Below are 19109 nucleotides of genomic sequence, written 5' to 3'. Positions count from 1 at the left end.
GAAAAACGTTATTAGAAATCTAGCTAGCGAGGCCAGAAAACCTCGTATGTATAGATCCGAGAGTGTTAAGCTACCTCTTGGCTAGTTAGTGGGATGAAATTTTAGAACTATCATGGAGGGAACCGGCGAACTTGCCAAGGCAAAAGGTCAAAAATGTGCGCCTATGTGGAATTAATGCTTTCCGAATGTCTAACAACCTAGATGCTCAGCCACCAGAAGTAATCAAAGACGAATTTAACCTAGATAACTTCCTAGAAGATATACCTGATATAGAGGAAGTGGAAAAACCAACTACTGATATCATCCCATACCAGACCGATGATGCTGGAGAACCGAAAGTTGGCATGGAAGAACTAAATAGCTTAGCTGATATCTTTGAAGGTCAGACCCCTGATTTGGATCAAACCTGGCAAGAAGAAGAAATTATCGCTCCAGATAACCAGCAGTTGTCTAGCCAATCAGACAATTCTATCACTACAGACGAACCACAGGATTTATCTGACCTGATTAAAGAACTTGATGAGTTGGAAATTCCGGAGGCAGCAGAGTCTACCGAGGAAGATTTACTCAGTTTGTTCGATGAGGAATTTCCAGAAGAAGCAGCCTTTGAGTTACTACAGTCAAGGGAGTCAACTCGAAAGGATAGTCAACCTAACCTTACTCCAAGCCTGACAGATAAAGACCTTGAAGAATTACTTTCTTTTGGGAGTAGTGAGGGAAGCCTAACTCAAAAAACTAACCCAGCGGACGAATTAAGTAGTTTATTTGATGATACCTTTTTTGAAGAAAATAGCTCAAGCTCGGAAAGTACTCCTCCCACCAAATTAGATAGTTATGGGATGGGCAAACAGCAGCCTATCCCACCAAGCACCCCACACCCGGACCCCACCCACACCGACCTGAATGAAGATTTCAATCTGGTCAATGACTTGGAGCTGATTCCAAATCACCCCCCTGCAAACCATGAACAGCCAGCAATTAATTCCCCATCAACCACAGGGTCTCCAAAGCCCACCTCGACTTCAGATCGACCCAGTGAGCCGTCTACACCCACTCGTAGTCCAACTGTCAAAGGAAAAAATAGAAAATCCCATCCCATAAAATCAAACAAATTACCAGATTCATCACCAAAACCATTACCAACAACCCAAGATCAATGGCAGCAATTAGAGCAGCTGTTGGCAGAAGCTACCGCACATTACCAAAACGTTGATTTTGACAGTATAAAACCTCTGGATGTGACCTTACCCACTGCTGAGGTGGGATCAGAGCAGAAAAGAATATTTGATGAACTAGAACTCCTATTAAATGAAACTAGTAGCCCTGAACCTAACCACTCCCTAGACCAAGAAACCCCGAAAACCAATCAGGTGGATTCAGTAGAGGATGACTTTAAAGAAATCGAGCACTTGCTAGAGCAGGCAAATCAAAGCATCTCTGCTATCCCAGGAGGGATGAACCAGGATCTGTCTCGCCAAACAAGGCGTCCGAGGTCTAAGCTATTTGAACAAACCATGCGGGTACCGGTTAAACAACTGGACACCCTGAGCAATTTAGTGGGAGAACTGGTGGTTGGTCGCAATAGCTTAGAGCAAGATCAAGAACGGCTGCGGCAATTCTTAGATAATTTATCCCATCAGGTATCGAGCCTCAACGATGTGGGTTTGAAAATGCGGGACTTGTATGAGCGAACCCTGCTGGAAAATTCCCTATTGTCTAGTAGTAGGATTTACCGCACTACAAGCATCCAAGAACGGGAACAAGGAAACCAGAATTGCACCAGCAAAGAAGACTATCACCCCCTGGAAATGGACCGCTTTACAGGCTTCCATTTGCTATCCCAAGAGATCATTGAGCTGATTGTCCGGGTTAAGGAGTCGGCATCTGACATTGAGTTTTTGGTGGATGAAACCGACCAAGTAACTCGTACCCTCAGACAGGTAACTAATCAACTCCAAGAAGGACTGACGCGATCGCGTATGGTGCCCTTTGCCCAGGCAGCAGACCGAATGCCCCGTGCAGTTAGGGAAATTTCCTTGCAGGAAGGCAAGGAAGCCGAGCTACAGGTTGAGGGGCGGGAAACCTTGATTGATAAAATGATCTTGGAACACCTCTATGATCCTATGACCCACCTGGTCAACAATGCCATTACCCACGGGATTGAGCTACCAGAGGAACGGCTGGCTGCGGGGAAGCCTAGGGCGGGTAAAATCACCCTCGGAGCATTCTACCAGGGAAATCAGACGGTGATTTCCATCTCGGATAATGGGGGGGGCATTGATCCAGATCGAATTAGAGCTAAAGCCCTTGAAAAGAATCTCATTTCCCCAACTGAGGCAAAAACCCTGAGCGACTTGGAGTTGTTCAATTTTATCTTCCACCCTGGGTTCACCACTGCTGAGAAAGTGACTGATACCAAAGGTCGAGGAGTAGGTATGGATGTGGTGCGCACCTGCTTAAGTGAAATTCGGGGAACCATTACTATCGACTCTACTCTCGGCCAAGGAACCACCTTTACCATTCGCTTACCCCTGACCCTGAGTATTTGTAAAGCCCTCTGCTGTGTAAGCGATCGCGCCAGAATTGCTTTTCCCATGGATGGGGTGGAAGACATGCAGGATGTCTCCCCTGACTGCATTCAGACCAATTCCCAAGGTCAAGCCTTTCTTCAATGGCGGGACACCCAGATCCCATTCAAGCCCCTCTCAGAGTTGCTGACCTACCATAGCCAACTCAGCCGGGCTAGTGTCTATGGCAGCCAACGGGAAGACAACCTGATTTCTGTGGTGGTACTGCGCAGTACAGGTAACATGCTCGCCGTAGAGGTTGATCAGGTATTAGGGGAGCAAGAAATTGTTATTAAGCAAATCGAAGGCCCTGCACCGAAGCCAGTAGGCATTACCGGGGCGACCGTCTTAGGGGATGGTCGAGTAATGCCCATTGCTGACGTTCTAGAACTGATTGACCTTGCTATGGGTCGGATTCGTAAAGATGGTGGTGTTGCGATCTGGCAAAGGATGGAAACTCCGACTGCTAGCGGAGCCGAGGTCAATCTGATCAAATCTGATCCCATGGTTTTGATTGTGGATGATTCAATCACAGTCCGTGAACTCCTTTCTATGACCTTCAGTAAAGCTGGTTATCGGGTAGAACAAGCCCGTGATGGTCAAGAAGCCTGGGATAAACTCCGGTCTGGTTTGCCTTGCGAGATCGTATTCTGTGACATTGAAATGCCCAGAATGGATGGTCTAGAACTGCTATCTCGCCTTCAAAAAGACCCAGATTTGTGCGAAATCCCCCTGGCCATGCTCACCTCTCGTGGTGCTGATCGACACCGGAAAGTAGCTGCTGATCTTGGTGCTAGAGGCTATTTTACCAAACCCTATCTAGAAGACGTGCTACTAGATGCTGCCCAACGAATCAGGCAAGGGGAAGTGTTGTTAGCTCGAAGTAATCAATAGAGGTAATCCCAACAGGTAACTGCGGGCAGCATCTTCAACCAAATCATCCCAATCCCAAACCAAAGACCATGACCAGACCTGGTTAGGGTAACAATACCTGTGGAGGATCGTACTTTTCGGGATCTAGAATCGGGGAATGGGAATTATGGATTGGGTACTTTAAAAACTAAGCTAATGACAATAAAAGCGTTTGACTTGAATTCGCATCAAAATACGGCATCGGGTAAGACAGGTCGGTTTCGCAATTGGATAGTGGGGTTCACGAAAAAACCGATCTCTCTCAATTCCCCAGCTTCCAATCCCCATTTCCTCATACCGTTGATGACACTATCGTTGTGGGGACTACCTATCCTATCAGGGTTAGCTGCCAAAGCCTCAGATATCCCACTAAAAGTGGGAGTTGTGCAGCGCTTTGGAGATGAACCAACTGACAAGCTCACCCTGAAAGCTGCCCCGGACGATCAGCTAACCGTCAAATTTTTAGGCGGTGATATGCAACCGAAAACCAAGCAGCTTAGCAGCCTTAAGCTGGAAATAGTCAATAAACCGTTACAGCAGCCCCAGATCGAAGAGTACGTGGTCTTGAGTAACCATGGGACCTTTGAAACTGCAGAAGATAGTGCCAATAAATGGCGGGAAAAGGGGATTGAGGTGGAAGTTGCCAAGCCTGACCGCTGGCAGGTGTGGGCAAAACGGAGTGTTTATCAAACGCCTTTATTGCGACGTCTACTGCTAGCAAGTATCAAAGCCAAAGGTGATACTACTGCCTATATTGATACTAATGTTGTCACCGAGGTGCCCCATGCTTCCTTTGTGATTGGTAACTATCGCTACCATCGACGGGAAATCGATATTACTGCTGGTAAAAATCTGATCTGGGTTAGCAAAGGAGAAAATAACCGTAGGACAAGACTTTATCCTGGTAGTCTACGCATCCAGCCCAATGCCTATGGTGACTATACTTTAGTAAATCAGGTACCTCTAGAAAGCTACTTGCGGGGTGTGGTACCTCATGAAATTGGAGCTGGAGCACGCTATTCAACCGTAGCTGCTCAGAGCATTATTGCTCGCACCTACGCCTTGCGGAACCGACGCCGATTTAATGTTGACGGTTACGAACTCTGTGCGGATACTCACTGCCAGGTTTATTTCGGAATAAATCAAACCAATCCAGTGGCTGACCGTGCGATCGCAGCCACTAAAGGTCTAGTGCTGACCTACAACAATGAGTTAGTAGATGCCCTGTATTCCGCTGCAACTGGTGGAATCAGTGCGCCTTTCAGTGATGTTTGGAATGGGTCAGAACGTCCTTACTTAAAAGCAGTGGTAGACTCCCCATACTCCCTCTGGAATTTGTCACAAAAATCCTTAGCAGACGAACAAAATTTCCGTGAGTTCATGAACTTGAAGCAAGGATTTAATGAGACTGACAATAGTTACTTATTCCGCTGGAAGTACAACAATAGCTTAAAACAAGTCACCAGCCATTTACAACGCTATCTCAAAAAAACCAAACATCCCCTTGCCAACTTCACTACCATTGAGCATATGGAAGTGGTAGAGCGTTCACCAGCAGGACGAGTGCTGAAAATGGCGGTAACAACGGATCGGGGTATCCTGGAGCTGAGTAAAAATGAAGCCCGCAGCGCCTTTGGTCCTCCCCGCAGCACCCTCTTCTACGTAGACCCGATTTATGACAAAGCCAACCAAACCCTCAAAGGCTTCGTGTTCGTAGGTGGCGGCTTTGGACATGGGGTTGGCTTCAGCCAACACGGTTCCCAAAATTTAGCTAAACTCGGTTGGTCCGCAGAAAAAATTCTCAGCTTCTATTATCCTGGTACTCAAATTCAGCCTTTGAACAATTCTATTATCTTCTGGCAAAATGCCAGCGCACTAGTAACACCCTAGTCTAATCAAGGGTAAAAGGGGGGAGAAGGGGAAGATACGGAATAATTTCAGGAAAATTACCTCCTTCTCCTCCTTGATTTAGCAATAAGCGCGTGATTTCTCCATCACCCTATTACCTAATCATCTCATCACCCGATTTTCGGCGATGGGGAAGTAAAGAGCTCAAAGAGTAAAACACCCAACTTGTAAGCTCTGTTACTTCCCCTCTGTTATTAGTACTTATAGTAGTACTTAGTACAGTGCTTCCTCTTGATGAGTAGTGATCGTGCAATCAGAAGTGGGGTAGGCCACACAGGTCAGAACGTAGCCAGCCGCAATTTGCTCATCATCCAGGAAAGATTGGTCTGACTGATCAATAGTACCACTCTCTATTTTGCCAGCACAGGTAGAGCAGGCACCCGCACGGCAGGAATAAGGCAGATCTACACCTTGCTCCTCGGCAACGTCGAGAATGTAATCGTCCTCAGGAACGTCAAGGGTTGACTCGCCATCTGGTGTTTTCAAGGTGACTTTGTAAGTTGCCATGTTTTAGTAATCCTCTCGATTTAAAACAATAGTAGAGACGTTGTGAGTATACGGCAAAAGCCTATCCTTTGGTTCAAGGAGCTTGGCATGCTTATTTTTACTCCATCTCTGATACTACGGGAAAACTCTCAGTAGATTAAGACCGATTAAGAATGAAAGGCTTAATCCCCAATTCGATAAGTTTTACTTATATATTTTTCACAAGTATCTACACCAGAGAGTTAGCTGTAAAACCGATCCATGAAAATGCTCTAATATCTAGGTTTAACAGGTTTTTTAAAGATCCTATCTCCCTCAGATAACTTTGGCAAAATCCTTAGGAATTTATAATTAGAAATACTTATCATTACCATCCAAGACCTGTATCCACACATGGGGTAATGTGGTGATGGATTGATCGATAAAAAGGTATCTCACCTGCCAGGCTTGAGATCAGTTTTGCGGTATCATGGTAAGTTTGCAATGACCAGCAAAAAAGGAACAGAAACTGCAATGGCTCAGATGTATTACGATACCGACGCTAACCTAGACCTACTGGCGGATAAAACTATAGCTATCATCGGCTATGGTTCTCAAGGTCACGCCCACGCCCTTAATCTTAAAGAAAGTGGTATGAATGTGATCGTGGGACTGTATCCAGGTAGTAAGTCTAAGACGAAAGCTGAAGAAGCAGGCTTAACCGTCCACACAGTGGCTGATGCTGCTAAAGCGGCTGACTTGGTGATGATCCTGCTGCCCGATGAAGTGCAAAAAACCATTTATCAGGCAGAAATTGAGCCAAATCTGACCGAGGGTAATGTTATTGCCTTTGCCCACGGCTTCAATATTCATTTTGGTCAAATTGTTCCCCCAGAGTTCGTAGATGTGATCATGGTTGCTCCCAAAGGTCCAGGACATTTGGTGCGGCGCACCTATGAACAGGGAGAAGGGGTACCTTGTCTATTTGCTGTTTACCAGGATGCCACAGGTCAAGCACGCGATCGCGCCATGGCTTACGCCAAAGGAATTGGTGGTACCCGTGCCGGGATTCTTGAAACTACCTTCCGGGAAGAAACAGAAACTGACCTATTTGGTGAGCAAGTCGTATTGTGTGGCGGCTTGAGTGAATTGATTAAATCTGGATTTGAGACCCTAGTCGCTGCTGGTTATCAACCAGAATTGGCCTATTTTGAATGCCTTCATGAAGTCAAACTGATTGTTGACCTAGTCGTCGAAGGTGGTTTAGCTAACATGCGGGATAGCATCTCCAACACTGCTGAATATGGTGACTATACCCGTGGGCCAAGGATTGTTACTGATGAAACTCGCGCCGAGATGCGTAAAATCCTCAAAGAAATTCAATCAGGTCAATTCGCCCGTGAATTTGTCTTGGAAAATCAGGGAGGTAAACCGGTCTTCACTGCTATGCGCCGTCAGAATAAAGAACATCCCGTCGAGGAAGTTGGTAAAGACTTACGCGCTATGTTTAGCTGGTTGAAAAAAGTCTAAGCATTCTTGACCGTTGACGGTTTACTATTAACCTTTTAAATCAAGACCTCTTAAATCAGGACTTACTTATAATCAGGACTTACGCTATGACTCTACTTGTCGGATGGAGAAATAACTCATATGTGGCGTAAGTCCTGTAAATTCTAGATTTTATAGCAGTCGAAGTCAAGGTTCAGACATATTTCTGTTCCCTGTTCCCTATTCCCTGTTCCCTTTAAAGCAAAATAGTATGTCCTAAACTATACTTCCGTTGCTATAGTGGGACGATGATGACTCCAAGGGTTTGCTGCTTCTAACTGAGCCGCTAATGCCAATAGTGTTGCTTCTGATGCTGGAGGTCCCACTAACTGAATTCCGACAGGTAAACCCTTGTCATCAAAACCAGCAGGAATTGCGATCGCAGGAAGTCCAGTAGCATTAAATGGTGGACACGGTCCAATCCAATTAATAATATTCTCCAAGGTTTCTTCATAACTCAAATCGTCCCATTCTCCTACCCGAATCGGTGGATGTAAATAAGTAGGCAACACTAGCACATCATAAGTGTTAAAGAATCCCACAATTTGACGGGCTATAATTTGTAGCTTAGTCACCGCTTGTAAGTATTCCCCAGCAGTACCGGATTGTTCAGCAATCCAGCGATTAATCGGACTTAAGGCTTCTAGGGGAATTCCTGCTGACGTTACCCCAGCTTGCCATACTGTCTTAAATGGTTCTACTATGTCACTGAAATCTGGACAACCCCGTTCAACCAGATGTCCCATCCCTTCCAGTCGCTGCACCGTTTCCACCACAATCTTTTCACATACAGCTGACGCTTCTCCCATCGGTTTAATCGATGTGGCAAAACTAATCCGCAAATTATCCAGTTGTTGATGGGTAGCCTCTAGAAACGATATCTCTGGGTCAGGTAACCAGTAAGGGTCTCCAGTAATATAGCCAGACATCACATCCAGTAAAGCAGCTGCATCAGCTACCGTCCGTGCCATCGGACCAATACTAGCAATACCACTTTGAAAGTCTCCTACTGGAGCGGAAGAAATACGACCTCGTGTCGGTTTAATGGCGACCAAACCACAGCAAAAGGCTGGACCGCGCAGGGAACCCCCACCATCGGAACCTTGGGCAATGGGAGATAAGCCAGCTGCTACTGCTGCAGCTGAACCGCCACTAGACCCCCCTGGTGTGTAGTCCAGATTCCAGGGATTGCGAGCCGGTGGAAATCCTGGGGGTTCGGTATAGGGTAAGGAACCCAGTTCAGAGGTAGCGGTTTTACCTAAAATAATGAATCCAGCTTGCTTGATGCGGGTGATTACCCCATCATCATAGTTAGCAATATTGTCTTTGAGGGCAGCAACACCAAAGCTACAAGGGAGTCCTTCTACAGCCCTGAGGTCTTTAATGGCAATCGGGACACCAAAAAATGGAGGGAGTTTAGAGGTATCGGTAGTTTGGGCAAGTTGTTCGGTTTTGGCTTTAGCATCCGCAAGTGCCATGTCAGACGCCACAGTGAAGTAACTGCCCAGTTGGGGATTTAATGCTTCGATGCGTTCAAGGTAGAGTTGGACTAATTCCAGGGGTGATATCTCACCCTTGCGGATCAGTTGGGCTTGGTCTAGAGCTGGAGTAAAGGCTAGGTCAACTTGATTCATAATGGTTCTTTGCTATCAAGGGATGCTAATTTCTCAAAAAAAATGCCTAAGAGTATTGCTAGGCAAAACTTTTAGGCATTCAGATGCTAGTTAGTAAAAACTGAATTATTAAAATCTCAAAGCTATACAGAGTAAGACTTTGAGAGACTTTTTGTTAAACGTTGCTTAAATCCTAAGGATATAGCAGCTTAGGGGGTTAACCCAGACCCTAGCTGTCTTAAGATTAATTTTATTTAGACGCTATTATACCACTTAATTTTATAAATTGGTATAACACATCGTCAAATCCTGGTGATTTTCCGGAAGTTTCCGAAAAATACTGGCCAGGTTGCAGCTACCAAAGAGCCAGACTTCTTCGTTAATCTAGGAATTATACCACTTCACCGCCTCAATACACAATATGCCTTCACCCTTTCCTGGGATGAATCCCTACCTGGAAAAACCTGAATATTGGTCACAAGTCCACAAGTGGCTAATTGTCCTGATTGCCCAAAGCCTGAACCCCCAACTACGTCCGAAGTATCGGGTAGCAATTGAGGAAAGAGTCTACAACGCTACTGGTGATGATTCGATGCTAGGTAGAGTGGGCATCCTGCCCGCCCGAAAAGATCATGTAGTCGTTCAAAGTTCTCAAAGCAACCACCAAGAACCCTCAGCTCTGGTTACCGTTGCTGCTCCTAGGGTCAAACCAATGAAGATTGCTCTACCGATGACTGAAACGGTTAGGGAGTGGTATTTAGAAGTGCGAAAGGTAGAAACTGGCAAAGTAATTACTGTTATCGAAATTCTTTCTCCCAAAAACAAACGGTCTGCAGAAGGGCGCAGCACTTATGAAACCAAACGGCAAAAAATCTTAGATAGCTTAACCCATTTAGTGGAAATTGATTTACTGCGTCAAGGAAAACCGATGGCTATGAATACTCAAGCCTTCCAGAGCCACTATCGCATCGTAGTCAGCCGTTCTCAAGAACGTCCCCAAGCGGATTTATATGCCTTCAATCTCCCCCAAGCAATCCCTTCGTTTCCTTTACCTCTCCAACCAGGCGATCGAGAACCTACCGTTAATTTACAACAATTATTACATAATCTATACGACCAAGGGAGTTATGATTTAGCGATTGATTATAGTCAAGATCCGCCACCACCTTTATCGACCGCAGATGTAGCTTGGGTAAAGCAAGTCTTGATTGAATAGTAGCCTGCAGCTGGTTCTAGATTTGAGTAATATCCAGTCCGGTTAATCCCTTACGAAATAATCCCTAATCTTAAACTACCAATTACTAATTATATAGTACCCATTAGTAGGCAAAGTATAGAATAATTAGTCAACCGGACATGATATAATGTTATCATGCCACCTTAGAGGATATCTGAAAAGTTTTTTTATACTGGATTTTGCCCCCCTAGCCCCCCAACTTTGGGGGGAAAAAGAGTCAATTTTATTCTAAAAGTCCCCCAAAATTGGGGGATTTAGGGGGCTTGGATGTAGCAAATGAGACTTCTCAGACAACCTCTTAGTTATATATTATTGGTAATAGATACTAATAACTATGCAGTTTCGGACTCATAACAACTATGAAATTACTGAGCTAATAGCTCAACAACCTTCGTCGTCACCTGCACCGCAAATAAATAAAAGCACTAGAACAAACGTGCAGTCAGACGATCCTATTACCATTATCATTGCTTTATTTAGTTTACTTGTATCTATAGCTGTAGCTTATACATCAAATTTCAGGAAAGCTAACCTTAAGCTGTCTTTGGGAAGAAACATTATATTTTTTCCTACATACATTACTGTCCCAACTGGTAATAAAAATATTGTCGGATTAGGCTTCAATCTTCCCATAACTTTCTACAATTGGAGTCCTCAAGGAGGAACCATTCAACGGATTCGTTTAGTTGTTGGCAGAAAAGATAATGACAATTTTTACGACATGGCATGGACTACTTTCGTTAAAATCGAGAGTGCCGGAAATTTTCAAGATGAAAATCTAGCTCAACCGATTCCAGTACAAGCACGTTCTTCAGTAAATAAAATAGTTCGGTTCGATTGGAGTCCTGAATTAGGAGGAAAAGAATTTGATTTACAAGTTGGCAACTACGAGTTGAGGATTTATGGATGGACACAGAATACACAAAAACCTGACTTGAAGTACATGGCTTCTTTTAACCTTAAGGATCAACATTATCAACAATATAAAGACAACATAGCTGCTAACCTGACTGAATCGATCTGGGTGTCCCTAGACGAAAACGAAAAACCCAATCAGTTTGTGTCTAAACACACGATTGGTGTGCTTTACTCTAAAAAGTAAGTGTTTCATTAATCAAGGAGAACATTTTATTATGCCTGGAGATAGCAAGATATTCGGTTTCAATAATCTTAGTAAGAGTGTTTATAACGCTGGAAATATAGGAGGCATAGCTGAAAATTCTGTAACTGCTGATCTATCAATAGCCAACGAGCATAAGCAAACCCTAGTTGAAGCAGCAGAAGAAATCCAACAACTTCTAGACCAAGTCTCCCAGACTAATCCCACTACAACAAACAAAGAGAAGATTATAGTTGTAGGTGAAGTTGTTGACAAAATTGAGAATAACCCAACACTAAAAGTTAAGGTAATCAATTCCCTGAAATCTGGACGAGTAGATGCATTCAAGGAATCGATTGACCATCCGCTAGTGAATATTCTGATGGCGACTATTGAAGGGTTGGGGGAGGTAGAGTAACAGCTTAGGATTGTTGCAACACTCTACCATAGTAGACCTTAGCGGGGAATTAGGATAGGGTAGCGATCGCCTCAATAATTCCCCATTATCTCAATGAGTATTAGACAAAGTAGACTGGTCTGGTGGACAGTGATAGTATAATTAAAATTGCTTCGTATCCTGTCAGTAAGCTTCAGAATCCTTATAGTTTTTGCAAGCAAGAGGTTTACTTCAAGGTATGTCCTGATCAACCCTCAAACTTTTAGTGTTGAATCTTAATAATTATATCCTTCAGGTATATCTTCCTCTTCCTTGATTAATTTCATGCCAGCAGTTTTAGGGTCAAAACCTTCAGGAAATATGGTGGGACAAGGATAGGTAATGTAAAGTCTTTCACATGCAGCTTCCGATGTTGTTTTGTCTGAATAAAGTGCGTCTTGTAAATTAGCTGCCGATAAATCAGTTCCTTGTAAATTAGCTGCCGATAAATCAGCTTCCTTTAAATTAGTTCTAGATAAACGAGCTTGCTGTAAATTAGCTCCTGATAAATCAGCTCCTGATAAATTAGCTTTAAATAAAATAGCTTTCTGTAAGTTAGCTTCCTCTAAATAAGATTGCTGTAAATTAGTTACTAATAAACTAGCGTTATGTAAATTAGCTGCATCTAAAATAGCTTGTTGGAAATTAGCTCTATATAAACGAGCTTTCTGTAACTGAGCTTCAGATAAACTAGCTCCCTGTAAATTAGCTCTATATAGACGAGCGTCTTGTAAATTAGCTTTAGATAAATAAGCTTTCTGTAAATTAGCTTTATATAAATAAGCTTTCTGTAAATTAGCTTCAGATAAATTAGCGTCTTGTAAAATAGCGTTAGCTAGGTTTGCACCAGAGAGCTTGACTCCTCTCAAATAAGCCTTTGGAGCCTCTAAACCCTCTAAGCTCTGTCTCCGCCAGGTCAACCAAAACCAGGGAATACGCCTTGGTCTTGAGTTTAGGAATTCCAAAGCTTCTATTCTGCCGCCACTGCCAGCTTGGTCATAGGCTGCTGTAACTACTTGCCATGCCTGATAAACTTCAGCATTTCGTCTATCCTGCTCACCACCAATAAAGACAATCACACCAACAAGTAGAGATAGATTACCAATTAGTCCTAAAATTTCTAGCAATGCTAATCTATTCAGATAATCCAGAACAGGCTCTAAAAACTTTTTTTCTATGCTGATGAAAGTTTGATGGCACTTGAACAAGGCTAACGTCAAAGGATTTTTAACAATTTGCTCAGCTTTATCCCAGTCTTGCTCCGCATCCCCTTCCCCTTTTACGAGTAGGCGATTTTGGTAAAGTTTATAGGCTATTTCTTCAACCTTTTGGTAATGATTTTTAGTTGACGAAGGGGTTAGAGAGACTTTGATTTGATTAAGAATTTGATTCAGCTTCATGATTGCCAACTCGGGGAAAACCCTATATATTTGGCTTATTCGTGGGCTTCTAAATCAACCCAATTGTCTGCTCCACAAATTACTAGACAAAGCGTAATGCTAATAATAGCAAGCACTAACAGTATTTTGGTTCGGTTTATTTTATCCCGTTTCCTAGTAAGCGTGAAGCACACTTCAATTTTATTCCCTGCTCCCTACTCCCTGCTCCCTAAAACCCACTCCTACTGAGTACCTCATCCAATTCAGAACTGCTATCATGACACAACCTTACCTTAAAGCTATCTATATCTACCCGATTAAATCCCTAGATCGGATTGAACTCCAAACCGCCACTCTTCTCAAAAGTGGTGCCCTAAAGCATGACCGGGAATTTGCCCTATTCGATCAGCAAGGTAAATTTGTCAATGGTAAGCGCAATGCCAAAGTTCACTTGCTGCGGTCGGTCTTCGATATCCAATCCCAATTGCTATCGCTACAGATTCAGGGCACAAACCAAAACATTACCTTTCATATTGATCACGGGCGAACTGCTCTGGAAGCTTGGTTAAAGGATTACTTCGATTTTCCAGTTAAAGTAGTGCAGAACACCAGCACTGGTTTTCCAGACGATACCAATGCTCTTGGTCCTACTATTATTAGTAGCGCTACCATTGAAACCGTTGCTTCTTGGTTCCCTGAAATAAGTCCTGAAGACATACGACGTCGGGTTCGAGCCAATCTAGAAATTGGAGGAGTTCCCGCTTTCTGGGAAGACCAATTGTTTACCGAATCAGGACAATCTATTCAGTTTAAAGTAGGGGAAGCTTTGATAGAAGGAATTAATCCCTGTCAACGTTGTATTGTTTTAGCACGAGACCCTCAGACCGGAGAAGCTACTGGTAATTTCCAAAAGACTTTCATGGCGAGACGCAAGGAAACCCTACCATCCTGGACAACCAGCGCTCGTTTCAATCATTTCTACAAATTAAGCGTGAATACAAACGTGCCTGTTTCAGAAGCCGGTAAAGTGTTGCACCAAGGGGATCCCATCGAAATCCTGAAGGGAGCGTGAAGGTTGACTAGGCTTTTTGCAGAAGCCAGGAACAGCTGATATGGCAACAGGAAAATCAAAAGAATTGACAAAAACAGTGTCTTGATGCAGGTTCCGCACACAGACCCAAAACCATGAGCGACTGTATCAACACAGCGATCGCTTCTAAACAAAGTAATTAACCTAAAGTGATATCAAATGTCAACCCTCAACCGTGAACTCTCAACACCAATCAATATCGGAAATTTTATTAAATAAAAATTTTTGACTTTTTTGCGGATTCGTCGCTCTGGAATTGAAGTAGAGATTTAGGTACATCTGAACAAACAGAAGCCAGACAAAACCTCTACCTACCAAATGTTTAAACCTCAGAGCAATGAATCATCAGTGGAACAATGTATTTGTGAAAGTCAGCACCTGGCTAGTGGCTGAGATCATCCTAAATTTGATTGGTCTAGATGACCTCGCCGATTACAGCGAATTCGTCTTCGATAAAGAGGTTTTAATCTCAACATCTCACCATCAAGTCTCACGGGTTTTCCCCCCTCGTCACTCCCAAGGCTTGTTTTAAGAGTTTCCCCTCAACCGTCAACCGCCAACCGTCAACAAATTCTAACCTTATTACTGAAGACTTATAGCCAAGCTACCCTAAGGCAACCCCTCAGGCTAAAAGACTTCAGCCTTTAATCAATATTTAAACAATATGGAGCTAAGCGGATTCGAACCGCTGACCCCCTCAATGCCATTGAGGTGCTCTACCAACTGAGCTATAACCCCGCAATTTTATAGTCCATCAACTAGTATACCTTGATAGCTCAGCTAAGTCAAGTAGTTTCAGAATGAAATTATCTCGATCAGTAGAATACGCTGGGAGACTGAGCCATTTGGGTAATATACCCCATACAGCTGTTCATCAGAAAATAAACAACTAACATGGCTGCTGCTGACATAGCTACTAAGGTACCAGCCAGCATCAGAGAGAACTCTTGGGTATCAAAGGCTTCCTGCATCAGGTGCAGTGACCAAGCCACCAAGGCGACATCAAATATTAGAATTATCACCAGCATTTTTTACAAAAATTAATATTGCATCCATATTTAGTTTAGCAGCTATAAAAATCGCTGCAAACCATTAAACTACTTAATACTACACAACAAAACTTAAATATTTCGGAAGAATAATCGATTAAGCTACTATGGCAATCGCACCGGAACTTGGTGCTGGTTCAAATAAGTTTTAATTTCAGATACACTCAGTTGCCCATAATGCAACAGGGAAGCTAGCAACGCCGCTTCAGCTTTGCCCTCAGTCAGAGCCTGATAAATATGATCGCAGTTGCCAGCACCACCGGAGGCAATCACAGGAATTTCCACCTGTTCAGCCATAGTGCGGGTTAGCTCTAAGTCATACCCAGCCTGGGTTCCATCCGCATCCATACTAGTAACCAAAAGTTCCCCAGCTCCCCGTTGTGCCACCTCTTTTGCCCATGCGATCGCATCAATACCAGTGTTCTCACGCCCTCCTCGCACGTAAACATTCCAACCAGGATTATCAGGATCTTCCCGACGACGAGCATCAATAGCAACTACAATGCACTGATTACCAAAGCGATCGCTGGCTTGATTAATAAAGTCCGGATTGCGTACAGCAGCCGAATTAATACTCACCTTATCGGCTCCTGCTCTTAATAATAATTTAATATTTTCTAAAGACTGGATCCCACCCCCCACCGTCAAGGGAATAAACACCTGTTCTGCTGTACGGTAGACTACATCAATAATAATGTCTCGGTCTTCATGGGTAGCAGTTATATCCAAAAACACCAGCTCATCTGCACCAGCATCATTGTAAACTTGTGCTAATTCCACTGGATCACCAGCGTCCTTAAGATTAACAAAGTTGACCCCTTTAACAACTCGCCCAGCTTTTACATCGAGGCACGGTAAGATTCTCTTAGCCAGCATAAGTAAACTAAGTATGAAGTATGAAGGATGAAGTATGACCCATGGCCATAACGTCTTTTAGACAACAGTACCAAAACCCAGATAGAGAACCCAAATCTAGCAAGAAGCGAAAAGGTCGCAGTAAACCCCGTCAGACGCAAAGCGATGGAGACCTACTGCTAGCAACGGCTACCGCTGAGGAAATTGGTCATCAGGAAGAGAGTATTAGACCGCAACGCTTAGCCGACTACATCGGACAAAAAGAACTCAAAGGAGTTTTGGAAATTGGCATTCAAGCCGCCAAAGCCAGAAATGAGGCCATGGATCACCTGCTGTTGTATGGACCACCAGGATTAGGGAAAACAACCATGTCGCTAATTTTGGCAACTGAGATGGAGGTGAATTGTAAAATTACTGCTGCACCTGCCTTAGAGCGTCCACGAGATATTGTGGGGCTTCTGGTTAATCTCAAGCCTGGGGATATCTTATTTATAGACGAAATCCATCGTTTATCGCGCATGACAGAGGAATTACTATATCCAGCCATGGAAGACTATCGATTGGATATCACTATTGGTAAGGGTCAGAGTGCCAAAACCCGTAGTATTCCTCTGCCGCAGTTTACCTTAGTGGGGGCAACCACCCGAGTAGGTTCCTTAACCTCACCCCTACGCGATCGCTTTGGTATGATCCAACGCTTACGCTTCTATGAGATCGATGAATTGAGTTTAATTGTAACCAGGACAGCTCAACTGCTCAAGGCAGCAGTAACGGAAGATGGTGCTGAGGAAATTGCCCGTCGGTCTCGTGGCACACCTCGAATTGCTAACCGACTCCTGAGGCGAGTGCGAGACTATGCTCAAGTCAAAGGCATTGAGCAAATTAACCAGGATGTAGCAGCTCAAGCCATGGAAATCTTTAATGTAGACCCGATGGGGTTAGATTGGACAGACCGACTAGTGCTAAAGGTAATGATTGAACAGTTCAATGGCGGACCAGTTGGTTTAGAAGCAGTGGCAGCCTCTACTGGAGAAGATGCTCAAACCATTGAAGAGGTTTATGAACCCTATTTGTTACAAATTGGTTTCCTGCACCGCACACCTCGGGGTCGCGTCGCCACATCAGCGGCTCGGAAACATTTGGGCTATGAGTAGTTGTTAGTAGTTAGTAATTAGCTTCCGGCAAAAGAAGCCCCACAACGAACATGCGCAGCATGAGTGTGGGATGAATTTTGCACAGGGTCTCTTGGATTCGGCAAAGCCGACGCGGGGCGCGTTCGGGGAAACGAGCTATCAAGCTGTCTTAAAACTCAGACGAGGTCATCCCTCTTCGATTGGCATCTTGCTCCAGTTGTCTTTTTTCAAAATCGGTAATCCTAACATATAGTATAATATTACTAGGTCGATATACGAGAGGACAAGTCAAATGAGAATCGCGTATCAGTACAGGCTAAAACCGACAAGAGATCAGCAAACCAAGATTGATCATTGGTTGTCAATGTTGTGTGCTCAATATAACTATTTGCTGGCCGATCGGTTCAGGTGGTATGAAGAAAATCGCTGTTCAATTAATACTTGTCCGCTTGTATGTTACCTCCCGGAATTAAGGGATAATCCCGATTACTACAGTCAAAAAAAGACTCTTCCAAGTTTAAAAAAGACTCGCCCATGGTATAAAGACATCCNGCGTTGCTGAAACATTAGTACTATGTCCCATGAGCGCAAGCAATTACCCATTAGGGGGCTATAGATAATGTAAAAATATTATGCATAAGTGAGATGCTGCCCCTATTACCTATTACCTTCCCCTCCTGGGAGGGGTTAGGGGTGGGTTCCTATTACCTTCCCCTCCTGGGAGGGGTTAGGGGTGGGTACCTATTACCCAAATAAGCGTACAAATGTTCTGCATAAGTGACATGCTCCCGGCACCTCAAGCAGCGTGCGCGTAGCGCATATGCTTACGTAAATGCTATATACCAACTTAATCGCAAACTACTTCTTCCACTCTCACAGGGGTAGGTTTTTTACATTTGGGTAAAACATGGGACGACCCAGAGGGAGAGGAAAAGAAAAACAACGAACAAGCGATGCAGCGCGGTCTTGGGGGTTTCCCCCACAGGTCGGCGCTGCATCGCTTTCTTATCCCCCACACCCCACACCCCACACCCCACACCCCACACCCCACACCCCACACCCCACACCCCACACCTGACGTCTTTGTAAAAAACATACCCTTGAAAGCTCCCCCCACTCCCTCACAAGGGTAGGTTTTTAACTTTGGGGCGAGTACGTACTTTCATTACGTAGAAACTATTAAAAATATGTATTAAAATATACAATTATTGTCGAAATAATTCTCCCCATCTCCCCATTTCCCGCTTCTCACGACTCCCGACTCCCGACTCCCGACTCCCGACTCCCGACTCCCGACTCCCGACTCCCGACTCCCGACTCCCGACTCCCTACCCTAATGTAAAAAAACCTACCCCTGTGAGGGGGTAGGCGTGGGTTAGTCTTGCATGCATGCCTCTTGCCTTGATCAACTATAGGCCTTGGGCAAAGGAGAAAAAACCAATCACAATTCACCTCAAACACAACAAGACCAGAAGCCCATTAACTACATAAAATACCGCCACTATCTGGGTCTCTGACCAGCCAGAAAGTTCCAGATGATTGTGGAACGGTGACATTTTTAATAAACGTTTACCCACCCCATTGGCATCTTTGGTGGCTTTATAGTAACTAACTTGAGCTATCACTGATACGGCTTCTAGGAAGAAAATACCACTAATTATAAATAAACTCCAGAGGTTCCCAGTCAAAAGTCCTACTGCTGCTAGGGATCCTCCTAGGGCTAGAGAACCGGTATCCCCCATGAAGACTTTGGCGGGATTGCGGTTGTGGGCAATAAAACCGAGGCAACTGCCACTCATACAAGCACAGAAGACCATA

Annotated in this window: 14 protein-coding genes, 1 tRNA gene and 2 pseudogenes; 10 read left to right on the top strand and 7 right to left on the bottom strand. The window is 44.2% G+C overall.

Annotated features, from left to right (window positions below; genetic code table 11):
* Positions 1–131 precede the first annotated feature (131 nt).
* The gene (locus F6K53_RS15910; protein ID WP_293064008.1) at positions 132–3461 is read left to right on the top strand and encodes a response regulator; all 3330 of its coding nucleotides are present in this window, start codon (positions 132–134) and stop codon (positions 3459–3461) included.
* Positions 3462–3560: 99 nt separating this feature from the next.
* Positions 3561–5369, top strand: a complete 1809-nt coding sequence (locus F6K53_RS15905; protein WP_293043541.1) for a SpoIID/LytB domain-containing protein — start codon at positions 3561–3563, stop codon at positions 5367–5369.
* 231 nt (positions 5370–5600) lie between these two features.
* On the opposite strand, the gene F6K53_RS15900 is transcribed toward F6K53_RS15905, so the two are convergent.
* Positions 5601–5894 carry a ferredoxin gene (locus F6K53_RS15900; protein ID WP_293023207.1) on the bottom strand — a complete coding sequence of 98 codons (294 nt, stop codon included), beginning with the start codon at positions 5892–5894 and terminating at the stop codon, positions 5601–5603.
* 492 nt (positions 5895–6386) lie between these two features.
* On the opposite strand from F6K53_RS15900, the gene ilvC reads away from it, so the two are divergent.
* Entirely contained in the window at positions 6387–7382 is a 996-nt protein-coding gene (gene ilvC, locus F6K53_RS15895) for a ketol-acid reductoisomerase (protein ID WP_075905891.1), read from the top strand.
* A gap of 239 nt (positions 7383–7621) precedes the next feature.
* Here the strand turns inward: ilvC and F6K53_RS15890 are convergent, their stop codons facing one another.
* Positions 7622–9034: an amidase gene (locus tag F6K53_RS15890; RefSeq protein ID WP_293064012.1), complete on the bottom strand. Its 1413-nt coding sequence runs from the start codon at positions 9032–9034 to the stop codon at positions 7622–7624.
* Between the two features lie 400 nt (positions 9035–9434).
* On the opposite strand from F6K53_RS15890, the gene F6K53_RS15885 reads away from it, so the two are divergent.
* From F6K53_RS15885 to F6K53_RS15875, 3 genes are all read left to right on the top strand, one after another.
* The gene (locus F6K53_RS15885) at positions 9435–10229 is read left to right on the top strand and encodes a DUF4058 family protein (protein WP_293023211.1); all 795 of its coding nucleotides are present in this window, start codon (positions 9435–9437) and stop codon (positions 10227–10229) included.
* Positions 10230–10686: 457 nt separating this feature from the next.
* Entirely contained in the window at positions 10687–11352 is a 666-nt protein-coding gene (locus F6K53_RS15880; RefSeq protein ID WP_293023213.1) for a hypothetical protein, read from the top strand.
* 31 nt (positions 11353–11383) lie between these two features.
* Positions 11384–11767, top strand: a complete 384-nt coding sequence (locus tag F6K53_RS15875) for a hypothetical protein (protein ID WP_293023215.1) — start codon at positions 11384–11386, stop codon at positions 11765–11767.
* Between the two features lie 254 nt (positions 11768–12021).
* Here F6K53_RS15875 and F6K53_RS15870 read toward each other — a convergent pair whose 3' ends face one another.
* Entirely contained in the window at positions 12022–13185 is a 1164-nt protein-coding gene (locus F6K53_RS15870; RefSeq protein ID WP_293023217.1) for a pentapeptide repeat-containing protein, read from the bottom strand.
* Between the two features lie 256 nt (positions 13186–13441).
* Here F6K53_RS15870 and F6K53_RS15865 point away from each other — a divergent pair, with 256 nt between their 5' ends.
* Both F6K53_RS15865 and F6K53_RS15860 read left to right on the top strand, forming a co-directional pair.
* On the top strand, positions 13442–14236 hold the full coding sequence (locus F6K53_RS15865) for an MOSC N-terminal beta barrel domain-containing protein (RefSeq protein ID WP_293064017.1): 795 nt from the start codon (positions 13442–13444) through the stop codon (positions 14234–14236).
* A gap of 355 nt (positions 14237–14591) precedes the next feature.
* Complete coding sequence (locus F6K53_RS15860; RefSeq protein WP_293023221.1) at positions 14592–14786, top strand: hypothetical protein; 195 nt, start codon at positions 14592–14594, stop codon at positions 14784–14786.
* A 133-nt stretch (positions 14787–14919) separates the two neighbouring features.
* On the opposite strand, the gene F6K53_RS15855 is transcribed toward F6K53_RS15860, so the two are convergent.
* The 3 genes from F6K53_RS15855 to hisF form a co-directional block, all read right to left on the bottom strand.
* A tRNA-Ala gene (locus F6K53_RS15855) sits at positions 14920–14992 on the bottom strand.
* A 77-nt stretch (positions 14993–15069) separates the two neighbouring features.
* A complete protein-coding gene (locus tag F6K53_RS15850; RefSeq protein ID WP_008183028.1) occupies positions 15070–15282 on the bottom strand; it encodes a hypothetical protein in 213 nt (70 codons plus the stop codon).
* 126 nt (positions 15283–15408) lie between these two features.
* A complete protein-coding gene (gene hisF / locus F6K53_RS15845) occupies positions 15409–16179 on the bottom strand; it encodes an imidazole glycerol phosphate synthase subunit HisF (RefSeq protein ID WP_293036867.1) in 771 nt (256 codons plus the stop codon).
* 41 nt (positions 16180–16220) lie between these two features.
* Between hisF and ruvB the strand changes: the two genes are divergently transcribed.
* On the top strand, positions 16221–17312 hold the full coding sequence (gene ruvB / locus F6K53_RS15840; RefSeq protein ID WP_293023226.1) for a Holliday junction branch migration DNA helicase RuvB: 1092 nt from the start codon (positions 16221–16223) through the stop codon (positions 17310–17312).
* 271 nt (positions 17313–17583) lie between these two features.
* A pseudogene (locus F6K53_RS15835) lies at positions 17584–17841 on the top strand (helix-turn-helix domain-containing protein); the annotation flags it as partial.
* A gap of 898 nt (positions 17842–18739) precedes the next feature.
* On the opposite strand, the pseudogene F6K53_RS15830 reads toward F6K53_RS15835, so the two are convergent.
* A pseudogene (locus F6K53_RS15830) lies at positions 18740–19109 on the bottom strand (phospho-N-acetylmuramoyl-pentapeptide-transferase); the annotation flags it as partial.

Origin of the sequence: Moorena sp. SIO4A1, assembly GCF_010672065.1 — a bacterium.
Taxonomy (GTDB): Bacteria; Cyanobacteriota; Cyanobacteriia; order Cyanobacteriales; family Coleofasciculaceae; genus Moorena.
The sequence above is the reverse complement of the archived record's forward strand: the minus strand, read 5'-3'. Positions and strand labels throughout refer to the sequence as shown.

Bases quoted from the DNA above. Each gene is read 5' to 3' on its own strand.
- F6K53_RS15870 (WP_293023217.1), bottom strand. From the start codon at position 13,185: ATGAAGCTGAATCAAATTCTTAATCAAATCAAAGTCTCTCTAACCCCT.
- F6K53_RS15890 (WP_293064012.1), bottom strand. From the start codon at position 9,034: ATGAATCAAGTTGACCTAGCCTTTACTCCAGCTCTAGACCAAGCCCAA.
- ilvC (WP_075905891.1), top strand. From the start codon at position 6,387: ATGGCTCAGATGTATTACGATACCGACGCTAACCTAGACCTACTGGCG.
- hisF (WP_293036867.1), bottom strand. From the start codon at position 16,179: ATGCTGGCTAAGAGAATCTTACCGTGCCTCGATGTAAAAGCTGGGCGA.
- F6K53_RS15860 (WP_293023221.1), top strand. From the start codon at position 14,592: ATGAATCATCAGTGGAACAATGTATTTGTGAAAGTCAGCACCTGGCTA.
- ruvB (WP_293023226.1), top strand. From the start codon at position 16,221: ATGGCCATAACGTCTTTTAGACAACAGTACCAAAACCCAGATAGAGAA.
- F6K53_RS15875 (WP_293023215.1), top strand. From the start codon at position 11,384: ATGCCTGGAGATAGCAAGATATTCGGTTTCAATAATCTTAGTAAGAGT.
- F6K53_RS15850 (WP_008183028.1), bottom strand. From the start codon at position 15,282: ATGCTGGTGATAATTCTAATATTTGATGTCGCCTTGGTGGCTTGGTCA.
- F6K53_RS15900 (WP_293023207.1), bottom strand. From the start codon at position 5,894: ATGGCAACTTACAAAGTCACCTTGAAAACACCAGATGGCGAGTCAACC.
- F6K53_RS15885 (WP_293023211.1), top strand. From the start codon at position 9,435: ATGCCTTCACCCTTTCCTGGGATGAATCCCTACCTGGAAAAACCTGAA.
- F6K53_RS15865 (WP_293064017.1), top strand. From the start codon at position 13,442: ATGACACAACCTTACCTTAAAGCTATCTATATCTACCCGATTAAATCC.